General features: G+C 35.8%; 14 protein-coding genes and 5 tRNA genes. 9 read left to right on the top strand and 10 right to left on the bottom strand.

Translation table 11 applies throughout. From position 1 onward, the window contains the following. Positions 1–338: 338 nt before the first annotated feature. From ALGA_RS14245 to ALGA_RS14260, 4 genes are all read left to right on the top strand, one after another. Positions 339–3446: a SusC/RagA family TonB-linked outer membrane protein gene (locus tag ALGA_RS14245; RefSeq protein WP_096430112.1), complete on the top strand. Its 3108-nt coding sequence runs from the start codon at positions 339–341 to the stop codon at positions 3444–3446. Between the two features lie 47 nt (positions 3447–3493). Then, on the top strand, positions 3494–5269 hold the full coding sequence (locus ALGA_RS14250; protein WP_096430114.1) for a RagB/SusD family nutrient uptake outer membrane protein: 1776 nt from the start codon (positions 3494–3496) through the stop codon (positions 5267–5269). Between the two features lie 21 nt (positions 5270–5290). Further along, positions 5291–6958 (top strand): hypothetical protein, encoded by a 1668-nt coding sequence (locus ALGA_RS14255; RefSeq protein WP_096430116.1) that lies wholly within the window; start codon positions 5291–5293, stop codon positions 6956–6958. Positions 6959–7030: 72 nt separating this feature from the next. Further along, a complete protein-coding gene (locus tag ALGA_RS14260; protein WP_096430118.1) occupies positions 7031–7483 on the top strand; it encodes a hypothetical protein in 453 nt (150 codons plus the stop codon). On the opposite strand, the gene ALGA_RS23625 is transcribed toward ALGA_RS14260, so the two are convergent. The 7 genes from ALGA_RS23625 to ALGA_RS14295 all read right to left on the bottom strand — a co-directional run bounded on the left by ALGA_RS23625 (position 7421) and on the right by ALGA_RS14295 (position 9693). Next, positions 7421–7642: an Arm DNA-binding domain-containing protein gene (locus ALGA_RS23625; RefSeq protein ID WP_394339897.1), complete on the bottom strand. Its 222-nt coding sequence runs from the start codon at positions 7640–7642 to the stop codon at positions 7421–7423. The genes ALGA_RS14260 and ALGA_RS23625 overlap by 63 nt on opposite strands. Before the next feature lie 309 nt (positions 7643–7951). Further along, positions 7952–8036: transfer RNA gene (locus ALGA_RS14265), tRNA-Ser, on the bottom strand. 82 nt (positions 8037–8118) lie between these two features. Beyond that, positions 8119–8191 (bottom strand) — tRNA-Gly (locus ALGA_RS14270). 37 nt (positions 8192–8228) lie between these two features. Continuing rightward, a tRNA-Tyr gene (locus ALGA_RS14275) sits at positions 8229–8310 on the bottom strand. A 23-nt stretch (positions 8311–8333) separates the two neighbouring features. Continuing rightward, positions 8334–8406: transfer RNA gene (locus ALGA_RS14280), tRNA-Gly, on the bottom strand. A gap of 40 nt (positions 8407–8446) precedes the next feature. Beyond that, positions 8447–8528: transfer RNA gene (locus ALGA_RS14285), tRNA-Tyr, on the bottom strand. Between the two features lie 472 nt (positions 8529–9000). After that, positions 9001–9693, bottom strand: coding sequence for a tetratricopeptide repeat protein (locus ALGA_RS14295; protein WP_096430122.1), 693 nt, complete (start codon positions 9691–9693; stop codon positions 9001–9003). 176 nt (positions 9694–9869) lie between these two features. Here ALGA_RS14295 and recF point away from each other — a divergent pair, with 176 nt between their 5' ends. Further along, the gene (recF, locus tag ALGA_RS14300) at positions 9870–10970 is read left to right on the top strand and encodes a DNA replication/repair protein RecF (protein ID WP_096430124.1); all 1101 of its coding nucleotides are present in this window, start codon (positions 9870–9872) and stop codon (positions 10968–10970) included. A 5-nt stretch (positions 10971–10975) separates the two neighbouring features. Beyond that, entirely contained in the window at positions 10976–11266 is a 291-nt protein-coding gene (locus ALGA_RS14305; RefSeq protein WP_096430126.1) for a DUF721 domain-containing protein, read from the top strand. 54 nt (positions 11267–11320) lie between these two features. Here ALGA_RS14305 and ALGA_RS14310 read toward each other — a convergent pair whose 3' ends face one another. Then, positions 11321–11740: a nucleoside-diphosphate kinase gene (locus ALGA_RS14310; RefSeq protein WP_096430128.1), complete on the bottom strand. Its 420-nt coding sequence runs from the start codon at positions 11738–11740 to the stop codon at positions 11321–11323. 198 nt (positions 11741–11938) lie between these two features. Here ALGA_RS14310 and ALGA_RS14315 point away from each other — a divergent pair, with 198 nt between their 5' ends. After that, a complete protein-coding gene (locus ALGA_RS14315) occupies positions 11939–12967 on the top strand; it encodes a DHH family phosphoesterase (RefSeq protein ID WP_096430130.1) in 1029 nt (342 codons plus the stop codon). Between the two features lie 132 nt (positions 12968–13099). Here the strand turns inward: ALGA_RS14315 and ALGA_RS14320 are convergent, their stop codons facing one another. Then, positions 13100–13807 carry an SAM-dependent methyltransferase gene (locus ALGA_RS14320; protein WP_096430132.1) on the bottom strand — a complete coding sequence of 236 codons (708 nt, stop codon included), beginning with the start codon at positions 13805–13807 and terminating at the stop codon, positions 13100–13102. A 156-nt stretch (positions 13808–13963) separates the two neighbouring features. Here ALGA_RS14320 and ALGA_RS14325 point away from each other — a divergent pair, with 156 nt between their 5' ends. Together ALGA_RS14325 and ALGA_RS14330 are read left to right on the top strand one after the other, a co-directional pair. Next, on the top strand, positions 13964–14887 hold the full coding sequence (locus tag ALGA_RS14325) for a bile acid:sodium symporter family protein (RefSeq protein ID WP_096430134.1): 924 nt from the start codon (positions 13964–13966) through the stop codon (positions 14885–14887). Positions 14888–14932: 45 nt separating this feature from the next. Next, complete coding sequence (locus ALGA_RS14330) at positions 14933–15700, top strand: MBL fold metallo-hydrolase (RefSeq protein ID WP_231705971.1); 768 nt, start codon at positions 14933–14935, stop codon at positions 15698–15700. Positions 15701–15786: 86 nt separating this feature from the next. Here the strand turns inward: ALGA_RS14330 and ALGA_RS14335 are convergent, their stop codons facing one another. Then, a complete protein-coding gene (locus ALGA_RS14335; protein WP_096430136.1) occupies positions 15787–17619 on the bottom strand; it encodes a sulfatase-like hydrolase/transferase in 1833 nt (610 codons plus the stop codon). Positions 17620–17635: the final 16 nt, after the last annotated feature.

Genomic DNA, 17635 nt, shown 5'->3' on the forward strand with positions numbered 1-17635 from the left:
TACTCCTATTTTATCATATGTAGGATATTTGTATGCATGTAGTTGGACTTTAATCTGGTCATGCTACAAAAAGAATTCACTAATCTAAAATACTATTTGTAATGAAAGAAACTAAGAATCTATCTTCATCGATTTTTGATCCAGATTAAATACCTGTTTGTTTTAGGTCGATAAAAAAATGAATGGAATTACCTTTTCTTGGAGGTCTCTAAGAAATATTTTTTTACTAAATCTTGAATTTAAGAGTCTGTATGTCTGTAGATTCTATGTGCGTGCAAAGAATGTATTCAGAACATTTTAGGTTTCAGGATAAATAAAAAGTAACACCTAATAATCGTATGAAAAAAAATAATTTAATCATATCACAAAGAGTAAAATGGCGATACTTGCTTTTTACTTTGTTTGTACTATTTACATTTAGTTTTGGGGCTCAAGCTCAGGAGCTTACTGTTAAGGGAACTGTAAGTGGAGCCGAGGATGGTTTTCCTATTCCTGGTGTTAGTATCGTTATAAAGGGTACTACAATTGGATCTATTACTAACGTAGACGGGGTTTACAAGATTTCCGCAAACGTTGGTGATATTTTGATTTTTAGTTTTATTGGAATGACTTCACAGGAAAAAACCGTTTCAGCATCCTTCTTGGATGTTGATTTGGCAACTGATGTTATAGGTCTTCAGGAGGTTGTTGCCATTGGGTATGGTACTGTTAAGAAAAAGGAATTAACCGGTGCTGTGGCTCGAGTAAAAGCAGAGGATTTAACACGTATTGTTACTTCGGATGTTGGAAAAGCACTTCAAGGCCAGGTTGCTGGGGTAAATGTAATTGCGAGTTCGGGAGCTCCGGGTGCTTCTTCAGAAATATTAATTCGAGGTTTATCCTCAATTGGAGGATCAAATAATCCACTTTATGTAGTTGATGGAGTTCCATTTGATGGAGATCCAGGATTGAATCCAAATGAAATAGAGACAATTGATATCTTAAAGGATGCAGCTTCCTGTGCTATTTATGGTACACGAGGTGCGGCGGGAGTAATTCTGGTTACCACTAAAAAAGGTAAAGCCGGATCGCTTAGAGTTTCTGCAAATGCAAGTTTTGGTATTCAGGATATTAGATCTTCTACACCTGTAATGAATGCCGCAGAGCAAACTTATTTTAATGTTGTAAAAGATAGAAATGTATCATATACTGCTGATGATGAAATTGTGTTGAATCTGGCAAAATCGCCAAAAGGATTTTTAAATGATACGGATTTAGGAAAACTTGTTTTTATAGATAATGCTTCAGTTCAGGATTATAATTTGAATATATCGGGAGGTACCGAACAAATTACTTATAATGTAAGTACAGGATATCACAAAACAGAAGGTGTAATTGTTAATTCTAATTTTGAACGCTTTAATACGCGTATCAATACAACTTATAAGAAAAATAAATGGACAATTGATGCTAGTGCAGGTATGACACAAGAAGATACCGATAGTGCACCAGGCAACATTATTTTACAATCAATTAAGTATTATCCAACGCAACCAACAGTTAATCTTGAAGATGATGCGAGTCCTATTTATACGCAAGGTGGTGATGAGCAAACTCGATTAGGTTCTGTATTGGAGAGTTTTCAAAATACCGATGAAGGAGATAGAACAAAAGTATTTACAAGTTTTAGAATTAATTATAATTTACTTAAAGGCCTAGATTTTTCTACCCGATTAAGTTATAATGGAACAAAAGACTACAGAAAGAAATTTAATCCTTATCAGGAAGTATACGATAACAATGGAGATCTGAAAAGTGACCCTTCTTCAAGTTCTGTGCACATGATTTCCAGCAAAAACCGCAAGTTAGATTTTGAGGCAGGAATAAAGTACCAGAAGAAATTCAAGGATCATAAATTCACCGTACAAGCTGTTTATACCATGGAAGATCAGCTTTATGATGCATTTTTCGCAAAGAAAGATGGTGTTTTGGACAATACAATTGATGTGCTTGATGGAACTTCTTTAAATGCAGAGGTTGGATCAGGAACCAACTATACCAATAAGCAAATTGGAACATTAGGACGTATTTTGTACGATTACAAAAGCAAATATATGTTGAGTGTTAGTGCGCGGTACGATGGTTCTTCAAAATTTGCTAAAGATCACCGTTGGGGATTGTTTCCTTCAGTATCCGGAGCTTGGAATATTTCTGACGAGAACTTCTGGAATCCTATAAAAAATACGGTTAACGATATGAAGTTAAGAATTGGTCGTGGTACTGTAGGTAATAATAGATTTAATAGTTACGCATATTCTGCAGGTGTCACAAATGGTAAAGATTATGCTTTTGGAACCGATGCTTCTGATATACTTTCATTAGGTTCAACACAAAGCCAGTTTGCGAATGCTGATATAAAATGGGAAACTTCGGTTCAGTGGAATGCTGGTGTTGATATTGCAATGTTCGATAACAAATTAACCCTTACTGCAGAGGTTTATGATACTCGTAAAAAAGATATGTTATTTCCGGTAACAGTACCTGGTTCAGCAAGTGGTTCTGCAGGAGGAAGACCAACAACTGTAACTTTAAATGTTGGTGACATGACGAATAGGGGTTTTGAATTAGCAATGGGCTACAGAACGCAAACAGGACAAGTGAAATGGGGAATTAACGGTACATTTAGTACAAACGAGAATGAAATTACCCGTATGATTACTGGTAGTGATTTTATCCTTACTGATGACTCTGGTTTGATCGGCGGAGCTCGATCTTCTTCTCAGATTACAGCTCTTGCAGAAGGGTATGAAGCGGGAGCATTCTTTATTTACACCACTGATGGTATTGTCGATACAAATGAGAAATTAGCTAAATATCAACAGATTCAACCATCAGCAAGAATGGGCGATTTAGTTTATGAAGATAATAATGGTGATGGGAGAATCTCAGAACAAGATAGAGTTTATCAGGGTAGTGGTCTTCCGAAATATGAGTGTGGATTAAACTTTATTGTAGACTACAAAGGATTTGATTTTTCGATGCAATGGTATGCTGCTTTGGGACACGAAATTATGAATGGAGCTAAAGCCACTGCTTATGGTTGGGGACGTCACAAAGATCTATTATATGCATGGTCCGAAGCCAATCCTGAAACTTCTATTCCTACTTACCGAGCAGATATGAAATCGCATGAAAATTATAAAGGATATACAGATTTATGGTTGGAAGATGGATCCTATGTAAGACTTAAATCGATCACCGTGGGATATAGTTTGCCAAACAGCATGCTTGCAAAATTAGGTCTTTCAAAAGCCAGAGTTTATGTAAGTGCACAAAATCCGTTAACGTTTACAAAATATTCGGGATTCGATCCTGAAGTTGGTGGAGGAATTGAAGCTAGAGGTCTTGATAAAGGAAATTATCCTGTCACCTCAATGTATTTAGTGGGTATAAATCTTAATTTTTAATTGTTACGGAAATTAAAAGTGCTGTTAAAAATTTAAATTTTAAAGATATGAAACGACATATATTCAAGTATTTATTAATCTTAGTCTCAATGGTAACGATAGGATTATCATCCTGTTCAGATTATTTGGAAGAGACGGATCCCAATTTGTTGTCATCAGAAACTTACTGGAGAAACCTAAATGATACAAAATCTGGATTAACAGCCACTTATGCATCATTATTAAATCATTACGTTCTGAATATTCCGGAAGAAAGCTGTAGAGCTGATATGGGATGGCCAGGATATGGACGACCTTCTCCAAATGGAGGAGGACCTGTAAATTGGTATTATCATACTTATTCGAGTACGACGACCGAAGTTGAACGTAAATGGCAAGCTTTATACCTTGGTGTTTTTAGAGCAAATCAAGTAATTGAAGGTCTTGAAATAATTAAAGCTGATATGACTGAGGATAATATGGATGAGTGGACGAACCAAATGGGAGAAGCTCGATTTTTTAGAGGCCTGTTTCACTTTTACCTTTATCAAACATATAACAATGGAAGTATTGTGATTCGTGAAGATGTTCCTTTGGATCTAACCGACTTTAATAAAAGCTTATCGACAGCTGAAGAGGCAATTGAATTTGTTCGTGAAGATTTACTTTATGCTTATACTAATTTGGTACCTAGATATACTGAAGCGAAAGATCAAGGCCGAATTACAGCTGGTGCGGCAGCAACAATTCTTGGAAATACTTATTTGTTTGAAGGGGAGTATGACGCGGCCAAACCATATTTCGAAGATGTAATTAACAACGACGAATATGGATATGAATTGGTTCAGGATTTGGATTTGATGTTTACACAAGCTGGAGAATTGAATGCTGAATCGATTTTGGAAATTTGTTATAATGTTGAGTATAGAACAGAATTAAGCAGTTGGGATGAGGAGAGTTTATGGTCGAGATGGGCTAGTAGAACTGCTGGTAATACTGGCTGTTTAACTCCAGTTTGGTTGGCTTATGCATACAAGTCGGAAGATATGGATCCATTGGATTCTCGTAATTATTATGAGGATGAATCCAATCCAGGAGTTAGCGTTTTAAGAAATGTTCCCTTAAGAGCCTCAGCAATGGTAACATTAGTTGAAGATGAGCAAACTGCTTATTACGGAGGAACCGTTACTGAAAATACTAATTATACATGGAATGGCTGGGGTTTTAGCCGACCTAAAAAATACACTAATCACGATCATCTTACCGAAGAAGCTGAATCGGGAGGAAGCAGCAATAATTCGGAAAAGAACGTGACTATAGACAGGTTAGCTGAAGTGTATTTGAATTTAGCAGAATGTATTTTGAAAACAGATGGTGATGTTCAGGATGCGATTGATTTGATTAATGATATTCGTAGCAGATGGGGACTTGTATTACTTGGAAATGCAAATGGCGATGCTTCTCATACCTATAATGGATTAGCCTATACAGCTGATGAATTAATGGATCAAATCATGTTTGTTGAAAAGCCGTTGGAACTTTCAAACGAAGGACATGAAATAAGATGGGTTGATATGAGACGTTGGGGAATAACTGCAGAGGTGTTTGAAAAATTGTCAAATGAAGTTTACTACGCGATTGATTATAGCTTCGTATCCACTAATGGAACAAATAAGACATTGTCAAGAGCTTCATTGGTTAAAAGTGTGCCTCCTGGATATTCTGGAAAAACCGCTATTGTAGATTACGAATATGACCAGTCAGTCTTAAATTATAATCCTGCTGTTCATGATTATTTTGGGATTCCATCAAACGAGACCATTTCCAATTCAAACGTTAATTAGTAACCTATAAAAACAATTAAAATGAAAAATATATCAATAATCATATTACTTTTTGCAATGCTGTTTGTTGTGGCATGTGACGAGGACGATTATACAGCTCCGGATACATTATCGGATGTTTCTTGGTACACAGGAATTCATCCTGGAGAATTGTATGCAGTTAATATTGGTGAGTATGTTTCGTTCATGGATATATCTCAAGGGATGCTGTCGCACAAATGGTCGATAGATGAAGGAAACAATTATCTGAGTCCTGAATTTTCAGTAGGCGATGATTTAACGAATTTTATTATTGCAGACGCTCCTTTAACAACTGATGAAACAACAATACATGTGTTGTTTAATAATACTGGTTTAAATAAAGTACGACTTTACAATACTTTTAGCGATTCTGTAACTTATCCGGGAACAATTCCTTACGGTTCTGTTCGTAAAGGAGATGTTTGGGTAATTGATACATCCTTAGTGGTTGATGTTTATCAAACCATTAATCCTGAGGTGAAAATCTTTCAAGATGAGGTATTGGTGGGAAGTGTTACGTTTGATCAGGATCCTTTGGAAGAGGAGCAAGCAACATGGGATACCATTTATGTTGAAGCAGGTTCAAGCTTAAAATATATTGATGTCTCAACTGTTGGGCGTTCAACAAAAAGAACCTGGAATTTAAAAGGCGCTAATTTTCTTGAAAGTAAGAATACCGATTCAATTGCGGTGGTTCATTATTTCGGAATGGGATCTTATATTGGTTCCATCACAGCAGAGAGAAGTGTTGGTTTCCCAGATGGTAAAGTTGTTAAAAACCTACCCTACATCGTAAAGGTAATTCAATCGTCGCAACCTTTTATTGTTGCTGATGGAAGCTTTACCGAGGATGTTAATGAAGTTATTTCCTTTAATGTTTCAGGAGAAGTGAAAGATTTTAGCGGCGAAGAAGCAAACTTTACAGTGCATGTGGAAAATGCAACTTCCGGATTTAGTCAGGATATTGCTGTAACATCTGCAAAAGTAAATGAAGATAACAGAACTAAAATTGAATTGGAGTTGGCAGAAGTGATTTACAATACTGATGTTGTGACTATTACCTATGCAGGAGGAAATATTAAATCGGTTGATGATCGTAAATTAGAAGCCTTTACAACTCCTCAAAAAGTGAAGATGAATTTTCCAAATTCTCAATTAGATCCTAATTGGGCTGGTTTTGAGATTTCTAACGATAATTGGAAAAAAGCATTTTGCGAAGGTTATTTTGCAGGTAACAAAAATGGTACAGCAAGCGCTCCAATTTTCTCTCGTGTAGAAGGAAGTCTATCTCCATCAGAAAAACCATGCATGAACTATACAAGTGCGGGTGGTGTAACCGATTTGGTATTGATGGGATCAAATTTTAAAGCGATGCTACCTGATGAAGGTTCTTATACTTATCAAATTTCGTTCGAGATTTATATTGAAACAGGATCGAATTTAACACAACTAACTACAATTGTTCTGGATCCATTTACACCAATTACTTGGGATGTTACTGGCGTTGAAGAAGGAAAATGGGTGACGTTAAATCAAGTTGTAAGTTTTCCTAGTTTGCCAACAAAAAGATACGATTTAAAGATGATTTCAGCTGATAATCCAGGTGCTGGCGATGTGAAGCTTTATTTGGATAATCATTCATTCGTATTGTTGGAAGAACGTCCGTAATTGTATTATTGTAATCAATAACCTCCTGCTTGTTGGTTTCAATCAGGAGGTAAAATATAAAGAATCTAAAACATGAGAAATATAATATATTTAGGAAGTCTGCTAGTAGTATTGGTTTTCGCCATAAGTTGCGATGAAGAAGAATGGGAAGCTGCAGATATTGAGAAAGTTCCTGTTTATGCCATTACTGACATTCAGGGCAAAAGTGCGCCACACGCTATTGATGTCTATCGAAATAACGATTTTATGATTGAATTTAAAAATGCTAACGTGGCAGTATTTTATGATATTGCATCCTACTTGGATCATTCAACAGATACAACCTATCAATTTACTTATTCGATGCAACGACCAGCCCTTACGACACTAGGAGCTGATACCTTAATTACAAATTTATATGAGATTAAGGGAACTAAGAAAGCACTGAATATAGGAACTTTAAAAATTGGTGAAGTGGTTTCGCTAACGGACACCATTTTTACTGAACACGCAATAAAGATTAACACTTCCGAACGATACAAATAATCGTTGAGTTTTATGAAATAGAAAAGGGTGCCTGTATTTGGGCACCCTTTTACGTTCCACATCTACAGAGATACGCATATAGATAGGAGCCTCACCCTGTTTATTAGAGCGATTCTTTCTAATTAAGAAACTGATATTAAGTGCTGAAAAGGTGTTCATGCTTTAATAAAATCAATTCATACTAAATGTGAATTTTTCAGAATTTTGATTAATTATTGAATGATGTTTAATAAATTTACTAAAAATCAAGTACAATTAAAATTTTATTTTTGAAGTTTGTGCGGTTTAACCTGTTTTGATACAGTTTGTTATATTGGTTTTGGTGAACAAAGTGGATTTTGAAATCTGTTCACCGGAGAGTTCTTACTCCTATTGATATTATTTGTAGTAGAATGAATAGGGGAAAAACAAAAAAGACTGTAAATCAGTAGATTTACAGTCTTTTGGTTTAGGATGATTCCTAAGTTGCGGAGAGAGAGGGATTCGAACCCCCGGTACGTTGCCGCACAATAGTTTTCAAGACTACCGCATTCGACCACTCTGCCATCTCTCCAATATTTTTCTTGGTTGATTTTCAAGAATCCGCTCCCGATAGCTATCGGGACGACACTCTGCCATCTCTCCAAAATATTTTGAGCGGGAAACGAGACTCAAACTCGCGACCCTCAGCTTGGAAGGCTGATGCTCTATCAACTGAGCTATTCCCGCATGACAAGAAACACGCTTGTTTCTTAGGTAATTTAAGTGGGGAGAGCAGGATTCGAACCTACGAAGACGAAGTCAGCAGAGTTACAGTCTGCCCCAGTTGGCCACTTTGGTATCTCCCCAAATAATAATTTCAAAAAAAATGAGCGGGAAACGAGACTCAAACTCGCGACCCTCAGCTTGGAAGGCTGATGCTCTATCAACTGAGCTATTCCCGCAGGTAAGAAACACTTTTGTTTCTTAGCTAATGTGTTAAAGTGGGGAGAGCAGGATTCGAACCTACGAAGACGAAGTCAGCAGAGTTACAGTCTGCCCCAGTTGGCCACTTTGGTATCTCCCCAAATGCAATGTATTTAAAGAACTTTATCTCTTGATTGCGGATGCAAATATAGGAGCTTTACTACAAAATACAAGGGGTGCCTGAGTTTTTTTTTCAAAAAAACTCAAATATTTATGTAAGTGATTGATTTACTAGGAAATATTTTTGTCTTATAATCCTGAAAGAGAATAAAGGGGGCGTGTTTTTATGAAATTACCTGTTTCTAGATCGAATTTCAAAACGGAAATTGCACGATATCTGTAAAAATTGTTTGAAGGAATAAGGGGAGGAGTGGGAGTTTTAAAATCAGGTATTATTAGTCCATTACACGAACAAGCAACAATTGTTGGGCAGAAGATTTCATTCTTTATTGAATCTTGCTTTATATGGCTTCTAATCGTCAGATATGTGCAGAGAGGAATGTCTCTGGGGAAATGGGCAAAAAAAACGGAGACCAATTAAATGATCTCCGTTTTTATATTTAAAGTGTATTTTACTTTATCATTGATTTTGCTCTTGTAATGTATTTTTCAACGTCACGAGCTTCTGCTGATTTAGCAAAATCTTGTTCGATCGATTCGTAAGCAGCAAGTGCTTTATTGTATTCACCTAACATTTCGTAGGCAATTCCTGCTTTTTGCAAATAAATAGGAGTTGTAAAATCATTCGTGTTGAATGAACTTGCATCCATATAATTTGAAGCAGCCTTCTCAGTTTTTCCTAATTCCATATAAGCATCACCAATAGCAGCTTTTGCCAGAGCGCTAAGTAAGAAATCATCAGAACTGAATCTTTCCAGATAATCAATAGCATTTTGGAATTCACCTATTCTTAGATACGAAACGCCAGCATAATATTCTGAAATATTTCCTGCAGTAGTTGAGCTAAATTCATCAACGATATCTATAAATCCAGGATAATTCTCATCACCATTTAATGCAAGATTAAAAGAATCGATCTCAAAATATCTTTGAGCTTGGAATAATTGATTTTGAGCGCGCTCATTAAGAGGGGCTTTGTAATATTTTTGATAAGCAAAAAATCCTAAAGTAATAAGGACTATAACTATTGCGATAGAGGTCAGTTTTTTCTGATTCTTTTCAATATATTGTTCGGTTTTGCTTAACGCTTGTTCTAAATTTTCAAAATTATCTTCAGATACCTGATCGTTTTTATTCTTTGACATGCTCAAATATTATTAGTTTTATTTTTTCTTACGCAAATGTAATTTTTTTTACGAAATATTAACCATTTTTTCAGTAAAAAGTGTAGCGATAAATTTAGATTGTCACAGATTTAAATAATTAAAATCAAATTGATTTAATTTCTTAATTTTGTAGCATTCATCTAATCCATTCATACATGTATCTTGAAAAATTATCCCTTTTAAACTATAAAAACATACTTGATTTAGAATTGAATTTTTCACCAAAGATCAATTGTTTTATTGGGAATAATGGAATGGGAAAGACCAATTTACTGGATGCGGTTTACTACCTAAGTTTTTGTAAATCTTATTTTACGGTAAGCGATCAGCAAAATATCAATCACAATGAACAGTTTATGGTGTTGGAGGGGAAATATCAACGCAAGGAATTGAATGAGTTGGTGTATTGTGGTGTAAAGCGCGGGCAGAAGAAAAATTTCAAGCGAAATAAAAAAGAGTATAAAAAGCTGTCGGAGCACATTGGTTTGCTGCCAATAGTGATGGTTTCGCCTGCTGATGTTAGTCTAATTACTGATGGCAGTGATGAGCGCCGAAAGTATATGGACAGTGTAATCTCGCAGTACGACCGTAAATATCTGGAAGACTTAATTCGTTACAATCGTGTTTTGATGCAACGAAACAAGTTGTTGAAAGATTTTGCGTCAGGCAGCAAATTTGATGAAGACACCTTAAGCATTTGGGATGAACAGATGATTGTTCTGGGAACTTCTATTTATGAAAAGAGAAAAGATTTTTTGAATAAATTAATGCCGGTTTTTCAGGAGTATTACCAGATGATTTCTCAGGGGAATGAAACTGTAAATTTGGAATATAAATCGCTTTTGCATGAAAACTCACTGCGCGATTTATTAATTAATGCCCGTTGGAAAGATCAGGTAACACAATATACTACTGTTGGTATTCATAAGGACGATTTGGAATTGACTCTAGGAGGATATCCGATTAAAAAAATGGGTTCTCAAGGACAACAAAAGACTTATTTGATTGCTCTAAAGCTGGCACAATTCGATTTTATTAAGCAAATTGCCGGATTTAACCCAATTCTTTTACTCGATGATATTTTCGATAAACTGGATTCACAACGAGTAGAGCAGATTGTAAAATTGGTTTCGGAAGATCGTTTTGGTCAGATTTTTATATCCGATACCAATCGCGATCATTTGAATGAGATACTTTCAAGTATGAAACAGGAATATCAATTGTTTGTTATCGATAAGGGTGCCATTGTAAGCTAAATAAAATGAGAAGAAGTAATACTAAAAAAATTGATGAATTAATTCGACAGGTACTAAAGGAAAACAATCTGGATGGGCGTTTGAAAGAGTACGAGTTGGTGAATTCTTGGGAGAAAGTAATTGGTAAATCGGTTGCCAATGCCACTACTGAAATATACATTCGCAACAGAAAGTTATTCGTTAAGGTGCGTTCGTCGGTAATTAGAAATGAACTGATAATGATTCGCGAAGGCTTAATTCGGGCATTAAACCGAGAAGCGCAAGCAAATATTATCGACGATATTGTTGTGCGATAAAAAAAAGCACATTAAGATGATCTTAATGCGCTCTGTATTTTTATAGTTTTTTGATTAAAATATTTCTGTTCCTGAGAAATGATAGGCTCCTTCAATACAAGCATTTTCATCACTATCCGATCCATGAACTGCATTACGCGACATTGATTCTGCAAATTCTTTGCGAATTGTTCCTTCTTCAGCTTCAGCTGGATTTGTTGCTCCAATTAATTTTCTGAAATCTGCAACAGCATTGTCTTTTTCCAAAATTGCAGCTACAATTGTTCCCGAACTCATAAAATCGGTTAAATCACCATAAAATGGTCTTTCCTGATGAACCTCATAAAATTTCATTGCTTGATCTTTTGTGAGTTTTGTGTATTTCATGGCAACAATACGAAATCCTGCCTTGTTAATTTTTGCTAGAATAGCGCCAATATAACCGTTTGCAACAGCATCTGGTTTTATCATGGTAAAGGTTCTATCGCTTCTCATATATTTGTATAGTTAAATGTTCCAAATACAAAAATAATGATTCTGAGCACCTGTGCAATAGCTAATTTATCAAAACAAGATGGAGGATTTTATTTTTTCAGCTTTACTTCCTTGCAATAGATCATTTGAAAATTGATCCTATTTCAATATCTATTGTATCTTTGACCTCTTAATTTAATCATCCCAAGAGAGAAAAGAATGAACAATTTGCAAAATAGGATCGACCAAGAGCTGATTAAGGAAACAGCAGCATTGCTTGAAGAATCCACAAAAATCTCAATTATTCCGCATTCAGGACCCGATGGTGATGCCATTGGATCTTCATTGGCATTGTATCAGTATCTGATTAAAAAAGGGAAAAAAGCACAAATTATTAGTCCAAGTGCTTATCCTGTTTTCTTAAAATGGTTACCTGGAAATTCTGATGTTTGGATCTATACCAATGGAAAGAAAAAGGCAGAAGAATTTATTAATTCATCTGATCTTATTTTCATTGTAGACCATAATTCATTTAAGCGTTCAGGCGATTTAGAGGTGGTGCTCGAAAAAGCGACTGCAAAAAAAATCATGATCGATCATCATCCCGAACCTGAACAAATTGTTGATTTTATGTTCTCGGATACTCAAATGTGTTCTACCTGCGAAATGATGTATGAATTCATTGAAGCTTTGGGAGATGAGGAATTGATTGATGAGCAAATTTCTGAATGCATTTATACTGGAATTATTACCGATACAGGAGGTTTAAGTTACAATTCTTCTCAACCAAGAACCTACCAGATTGTAGGTAGTTTAATTGAAAAAGGAATTGATAAAAGTAAAATTCATTCGAATATTTACGATAACTTTTCTCCTGAAAGGATGAAATTGTTAGGCCATTGTCTGGATCAGGGATTGGAAGTTTTGTCGGAATACAAAACAGCAATTATTACTTTAACGAAGGAAGATTTAGTCCATTTTAGCTATAAGGATGGTGATACCGAGGGTTTTGTGAATTATCCTTTGTCTATTCAGAATATGCTGATTTCTGTAATTTTTATTGAAAAGGATGGTGCAGTTAAGATATCTTTCCGATCGAAAGGTGATGTTCCTATTAATAAGGTTGCCAGAGAGTATTTTAATGGTGGGGGACATATGAATGCCGCAGGTGGAAGAACAGAGACATCCTTAAAAGATGCAATTGATCAATTCAAGGCGGTTTTGCCTGAATTTTACAAGAGCTTGTAAGGTTAGAGAATAAATGAAACCAAGAATGATTTAGATAGTTCCCAATTTAAGAGCTTGGGATTGCCATCTAAAGTTTAATCTATGATATATTCAGCGCAGATTCTTCATCTGCGCTGTTTTTGGTTTTAGATCTTATTTTTCTCTGTGGATTAGAAAAATGGCAGGTCTTTTGTGTAAATCCGGCACTTTATTTTTCCATGCTTGTATCGACATGGTTTTAATGTATTCCGATTCAAGTGTGATGTCGGCGGCAATACATAGTTTTGTGGCAGGACTGCAATTTTGAAGTAAATCTTCTATCATTTTCATGTTTCGAAAAGGAGTTTCGATAAACATCTGAGTCTGACCTTCGTTCAATGAACGGTTGTCTAATTGCTTTATTTTTTTGCTTCTATCTCCAGCTTGAATTGGCAAGTATCCGTTAAAGGCAAAATTTTGTCCGTTAAAGCCCGATCCCATTAAAGAAAGCAATATGGAGGAAGGTCCAACCAGTGGCACAACCTGTATGTCTTTTGTGTGAGCAATTTTAACTACGTCAGCTCCAGGATCAGCGACTCCAGGGCATCCAGCTTCCGAAATAATTCCTATGTCATGATTGGTAATGGCATTTAAATAGCTTGATATGTCTTTTGGAGAGGTGTGTTTGTTTAGCTCATAAAAAGTAAGCTCATCTATATTTATATCTTGATTTACTTTTTTAAGATAACGTCGTGTTGTTCTGATATTTTCAACAATAAAGTGTTTAATATCTGGAATCAGTTGTTGAATGTGATTTGGTATTACCTGGTCGATTTCCGTATCACCCAAGGTCATTGGGATTAAAAAAAGTTTGCCCTTCATAAATGATTTATTTTCGGCAAATGTACAAAATAAGTCTGTCACTAATTAATGGATCGTAATCAAATGTGATTTCCTTATCTGTATTCATTCTTAATAATTTTGAAGTTAACTTGAATTGTTACATCTTTGCAGTTCATCGACAATATTTGTTACAATATGACACAGATTGCCCGTAAAATAATATTAAATCGAAACTTCATTCTTGTTCTTGCTGTTGTTCTCGGATTGCTGATTGGCGATTGGGCAAACCTGTTAAAAGAGTATACTTTTTACATATTGGCAATTGTAATGACCTTTTCAACAACAGGTATTTCAACAAGGGCATTGTTTCCTTTAAAGCAGATGATACTGCCAATGCTGATGGGATCATTTTTGAATTACGTAGTATTTGGAGCTGTAATTATTTCTTTGTCGTACTGGTTAATGCCAACGCCCGAACTTTTTCTTGGATTTGTAGTAATTGCTTCTACACCGCCTGGCGTTGCTGTAATTCCATTCTCACATATTTTAGATGGTGATTTAAAATATGCCATAGTCGGGACTTTGGGCGCTTTTATTTCTTCCTTATTTTTTGCCCCGCTCATTGTAGGCTTGTTTTCAAATATCGATGGAGGCATCAACCCGCTTGATTTATTTATCACCATGGTACAGCTTGTGTTGGTTCCTTTGCTGATATCACGATTACTTCTTTGGCAACCAATTAAACCTACAGTAGAGAAGTTTAGGGGTAAAATTGTGGATTGGGGATTTGCTCTGATCATTTTTACTGCTGTTGGCTTAAATAGACAAGTATTTTTTTCTAATTTTGATATACTCTTGCTGGTGTCTCTGGTTTTGTTTCTTGGGATTTTTGGTTTGGGATGGATTTATGAATTGCTTAGCCGTAAATTAGGTGTTAAAGCTCCGGTTGCGATGACTCAGAATCTTTTAGTTACGATTAAAAGTTCTGGTTTTGCAGTGGTGACAGCCTTAACTTTATTTGGAGAGGAAGCGGCAATACCCTCTGCTGTGATGGCAATTTTTGTATTGGCTTATTTGTTATATCTGTCCGTTCGAAAAGAAATCAGGGATTCAAAATAGATCTTTCAGATTGCTTTGCAAGAGAATTTGGATTAGAAAAATTGTATGGTGAAATTAACTTTCTTAGGAACAGGCACTTCACAAGGAGTTCCTATTATAGCATGTAAATGTCCGGTTTGTCAATCGAATAATCACAAAGATAAGCGCTTGCGTTCTTCCGTTTTAATAACTGTTGATGGTCAGAATTTGGTGATTGATAGCGGACCCGATTTTAGATATCAGATGTTACGGGCAAAAGTTGAGAATATTTCTGCAATTATATTCACGCATGAACACAAAGATCACACGGCAGGTTTGGATGATATTCGTGCATTTAATTGGGTGAATAAAAAAGCGGTTTCCATTTATGCTGAAAAGCGTGTACAGGAATCTTTAAAGAAAGAATTCTCCTATGTTTTCGCCGAGTTTAAATATCCGGGAATTCCTCAAATGAACCTAATTGACTTAACTAATGAAGTTTTTCATATAAATGGGACAAGTATTCTTCCAATTCGGGTGAAGCACTTGAAACTGCCTGTCTATGGCTTTCGAATTGGGGATTTGGCATACATTACTGATGCGAATTATATTTCTCCGGAAGAAAAAGAGAAGCTAAAAGGATTAAAGGTTTTGGTGCTGAATGCGCTTCGAAGGGAACCACATATTTCGCATTTCACACTCTCCGAAGCTCTTGAAGTTGTTAGGGAATTAAAACCTGAGAAGGCCTATTTTACTCACATTAGTCATCAATTGGGTTTTCACGATGAAGTGGAAGCCGAATTGCCTGATAATGTATTTTTGGCCTACGATCAGTTGGAGCTCGAAATAGATTAATAGGTCTGTTGAGTCTAGTTTTTAGAAAAAGTAAGAGCCATCATCATAATGATAATGGCACTTACGGTCAAGATTTGATTTCTAATCTAATCTATATTTGGAATGATTTTATTCGGAATATCAATCTTTTTGTTATCAGCACCTACTGCAAAATCACTTCGGGTCCATTTGTCTTCAAAAGACCAATCGCATTCAATTCTGCCATCGCCTAGTACAATGTTTCCTAGTTTATTTCTAAACCATTCTGCTAATTTTTCATAGTTCTTGGCATAGGCAACATTTGATTGCTCACCGGTATCCACACGCAAATCGTAAAGAGCCATTTCTGCATTTTCTGACGAGCTTGTTAAAGCCCATTTTATGTCAACATTAAGAGTTTTGGCTTTGGGTTTTGCGTCTTTTTCACGAACCCGCATCGAGAAGGCAAAATCTTTCGTTCTGATGTAGGCTCTGTCACCAATTACATGGTTCATTTCGCCCAGCACATAATCGCGCGGTATTTTGTTGCCGTTTACAACTTCAGCTAAGTCATATCCATCTAAATAATCATATTCTTTAGCATTTACATCAAGTCCGGCAGAGGCATAAAATGTAGGCGCGAAGTCAACAAATTCAACATATTCGTCAACAATTTTTCCGGCGGGAAATTTCTTTTTGTCGGATGATACTGCAATTACGGTGCTATGGTTCGATTTATCGTAAGGGCCAAATTTGGCGCTAATTCCTTGCTCACCCAAATGCCAGCCATGATCACCACAAACAAGAAGAATTAAATATTCTTGTTTATTGGTAGTGCAGTAGTTTTTAAATGTTTTGATGGAAGCTCCAACCAATGAATCACCAAAAGCACAAAAAGCGTAATAATCACGTATTAGCTGTTGTTTTTCATCGTAGCTCATGGCATCTACTTTCATTTTATCATACAGTTTCTTTAACTGTGCTGGTAATTTTTCCAATTCAGATCTATTAAAGTCCGGGATGTTATAAACTTTATCTTTAAATCGGTCTCTGAACGATTTTGGCGGCAACACAGGCGAGTGCGGAAAGTGATAACCCAAATTTATAAATTGAGGTTCTGATGTTTTAGGTCCTTTCAATGTTCTGCCATCTAAACCTTTGTAAGTTTTATTAGCATTGTTAAAATAGTTTTGAAATTCCTCCGTGATTCTGCCATCAATGGTTTTTGGTCCTGGCATGGTGCTTTCACCCCCTAAAATCATTCTTGTTTGAAATCTGGTATAGGCTCTTAAAATGTCTTGCTCTCCATCTGTTTTTTGGTTTAAAGCAAGATCTTCCTTTGAAACTTCTCCATCTGTTACTTTATAGTAGTATGATTTTTTGCTGCCATCTGGGTAATACCAAGTTTCTTTTTCTCCTTTGCTACGCGTTTTTTCCTTGTAGTAATCGGTAAAACCCTTTCTCTGTAGGTTGTTTTTTATATCTACAACATGATTGTAAAATTCTGGATCTGTCCAGGTTAATCCAGGTCCCCATTTAAAAATGTAAGTGCCCAATTTACCTATTCTTGCTGTGTTGTATCCGTTTTCCCGTAAAACTTCAGGAAGCACTAAATTGTAATATTTTGCATTCGGATGATTTTGTTCGAAACCATATATTCCGGAGTGATGCGGATATTTTCCAGTATGCATTGATGCACGTGATGGTGCACAGGCAGGAGAATTGCAATAGGCATTGGAAAACAGAACTCCCTCTTTGGCAAACTGATCAATATTTGGCGATTCAACGTATCCCAAAGGACTTGCTTTTTCACCTCTTGTTGCCTCATTAAAGCAAGCCAGGGCATCAGCTCTTTGGTCATCGGTAATGATCCAAAGAATATTGGGTTTTTGTTGCTGTGCAATTGTGACGATAGACAGTAACATGAAAAATATAGCAACTATTAATTTTTGTATTTTCATTCTTGTTTGATTAGTT

It is taken from the genome of Labilibaculum antarcticum (genome assembly GCF_002356295.1).
Classification (GTDB): Bacteria; Bacteroidota; Bacteroidia; order Bacteroidales; family Marinifilaceae; genus Labilibaculum; species Labilibaculum antarcticum.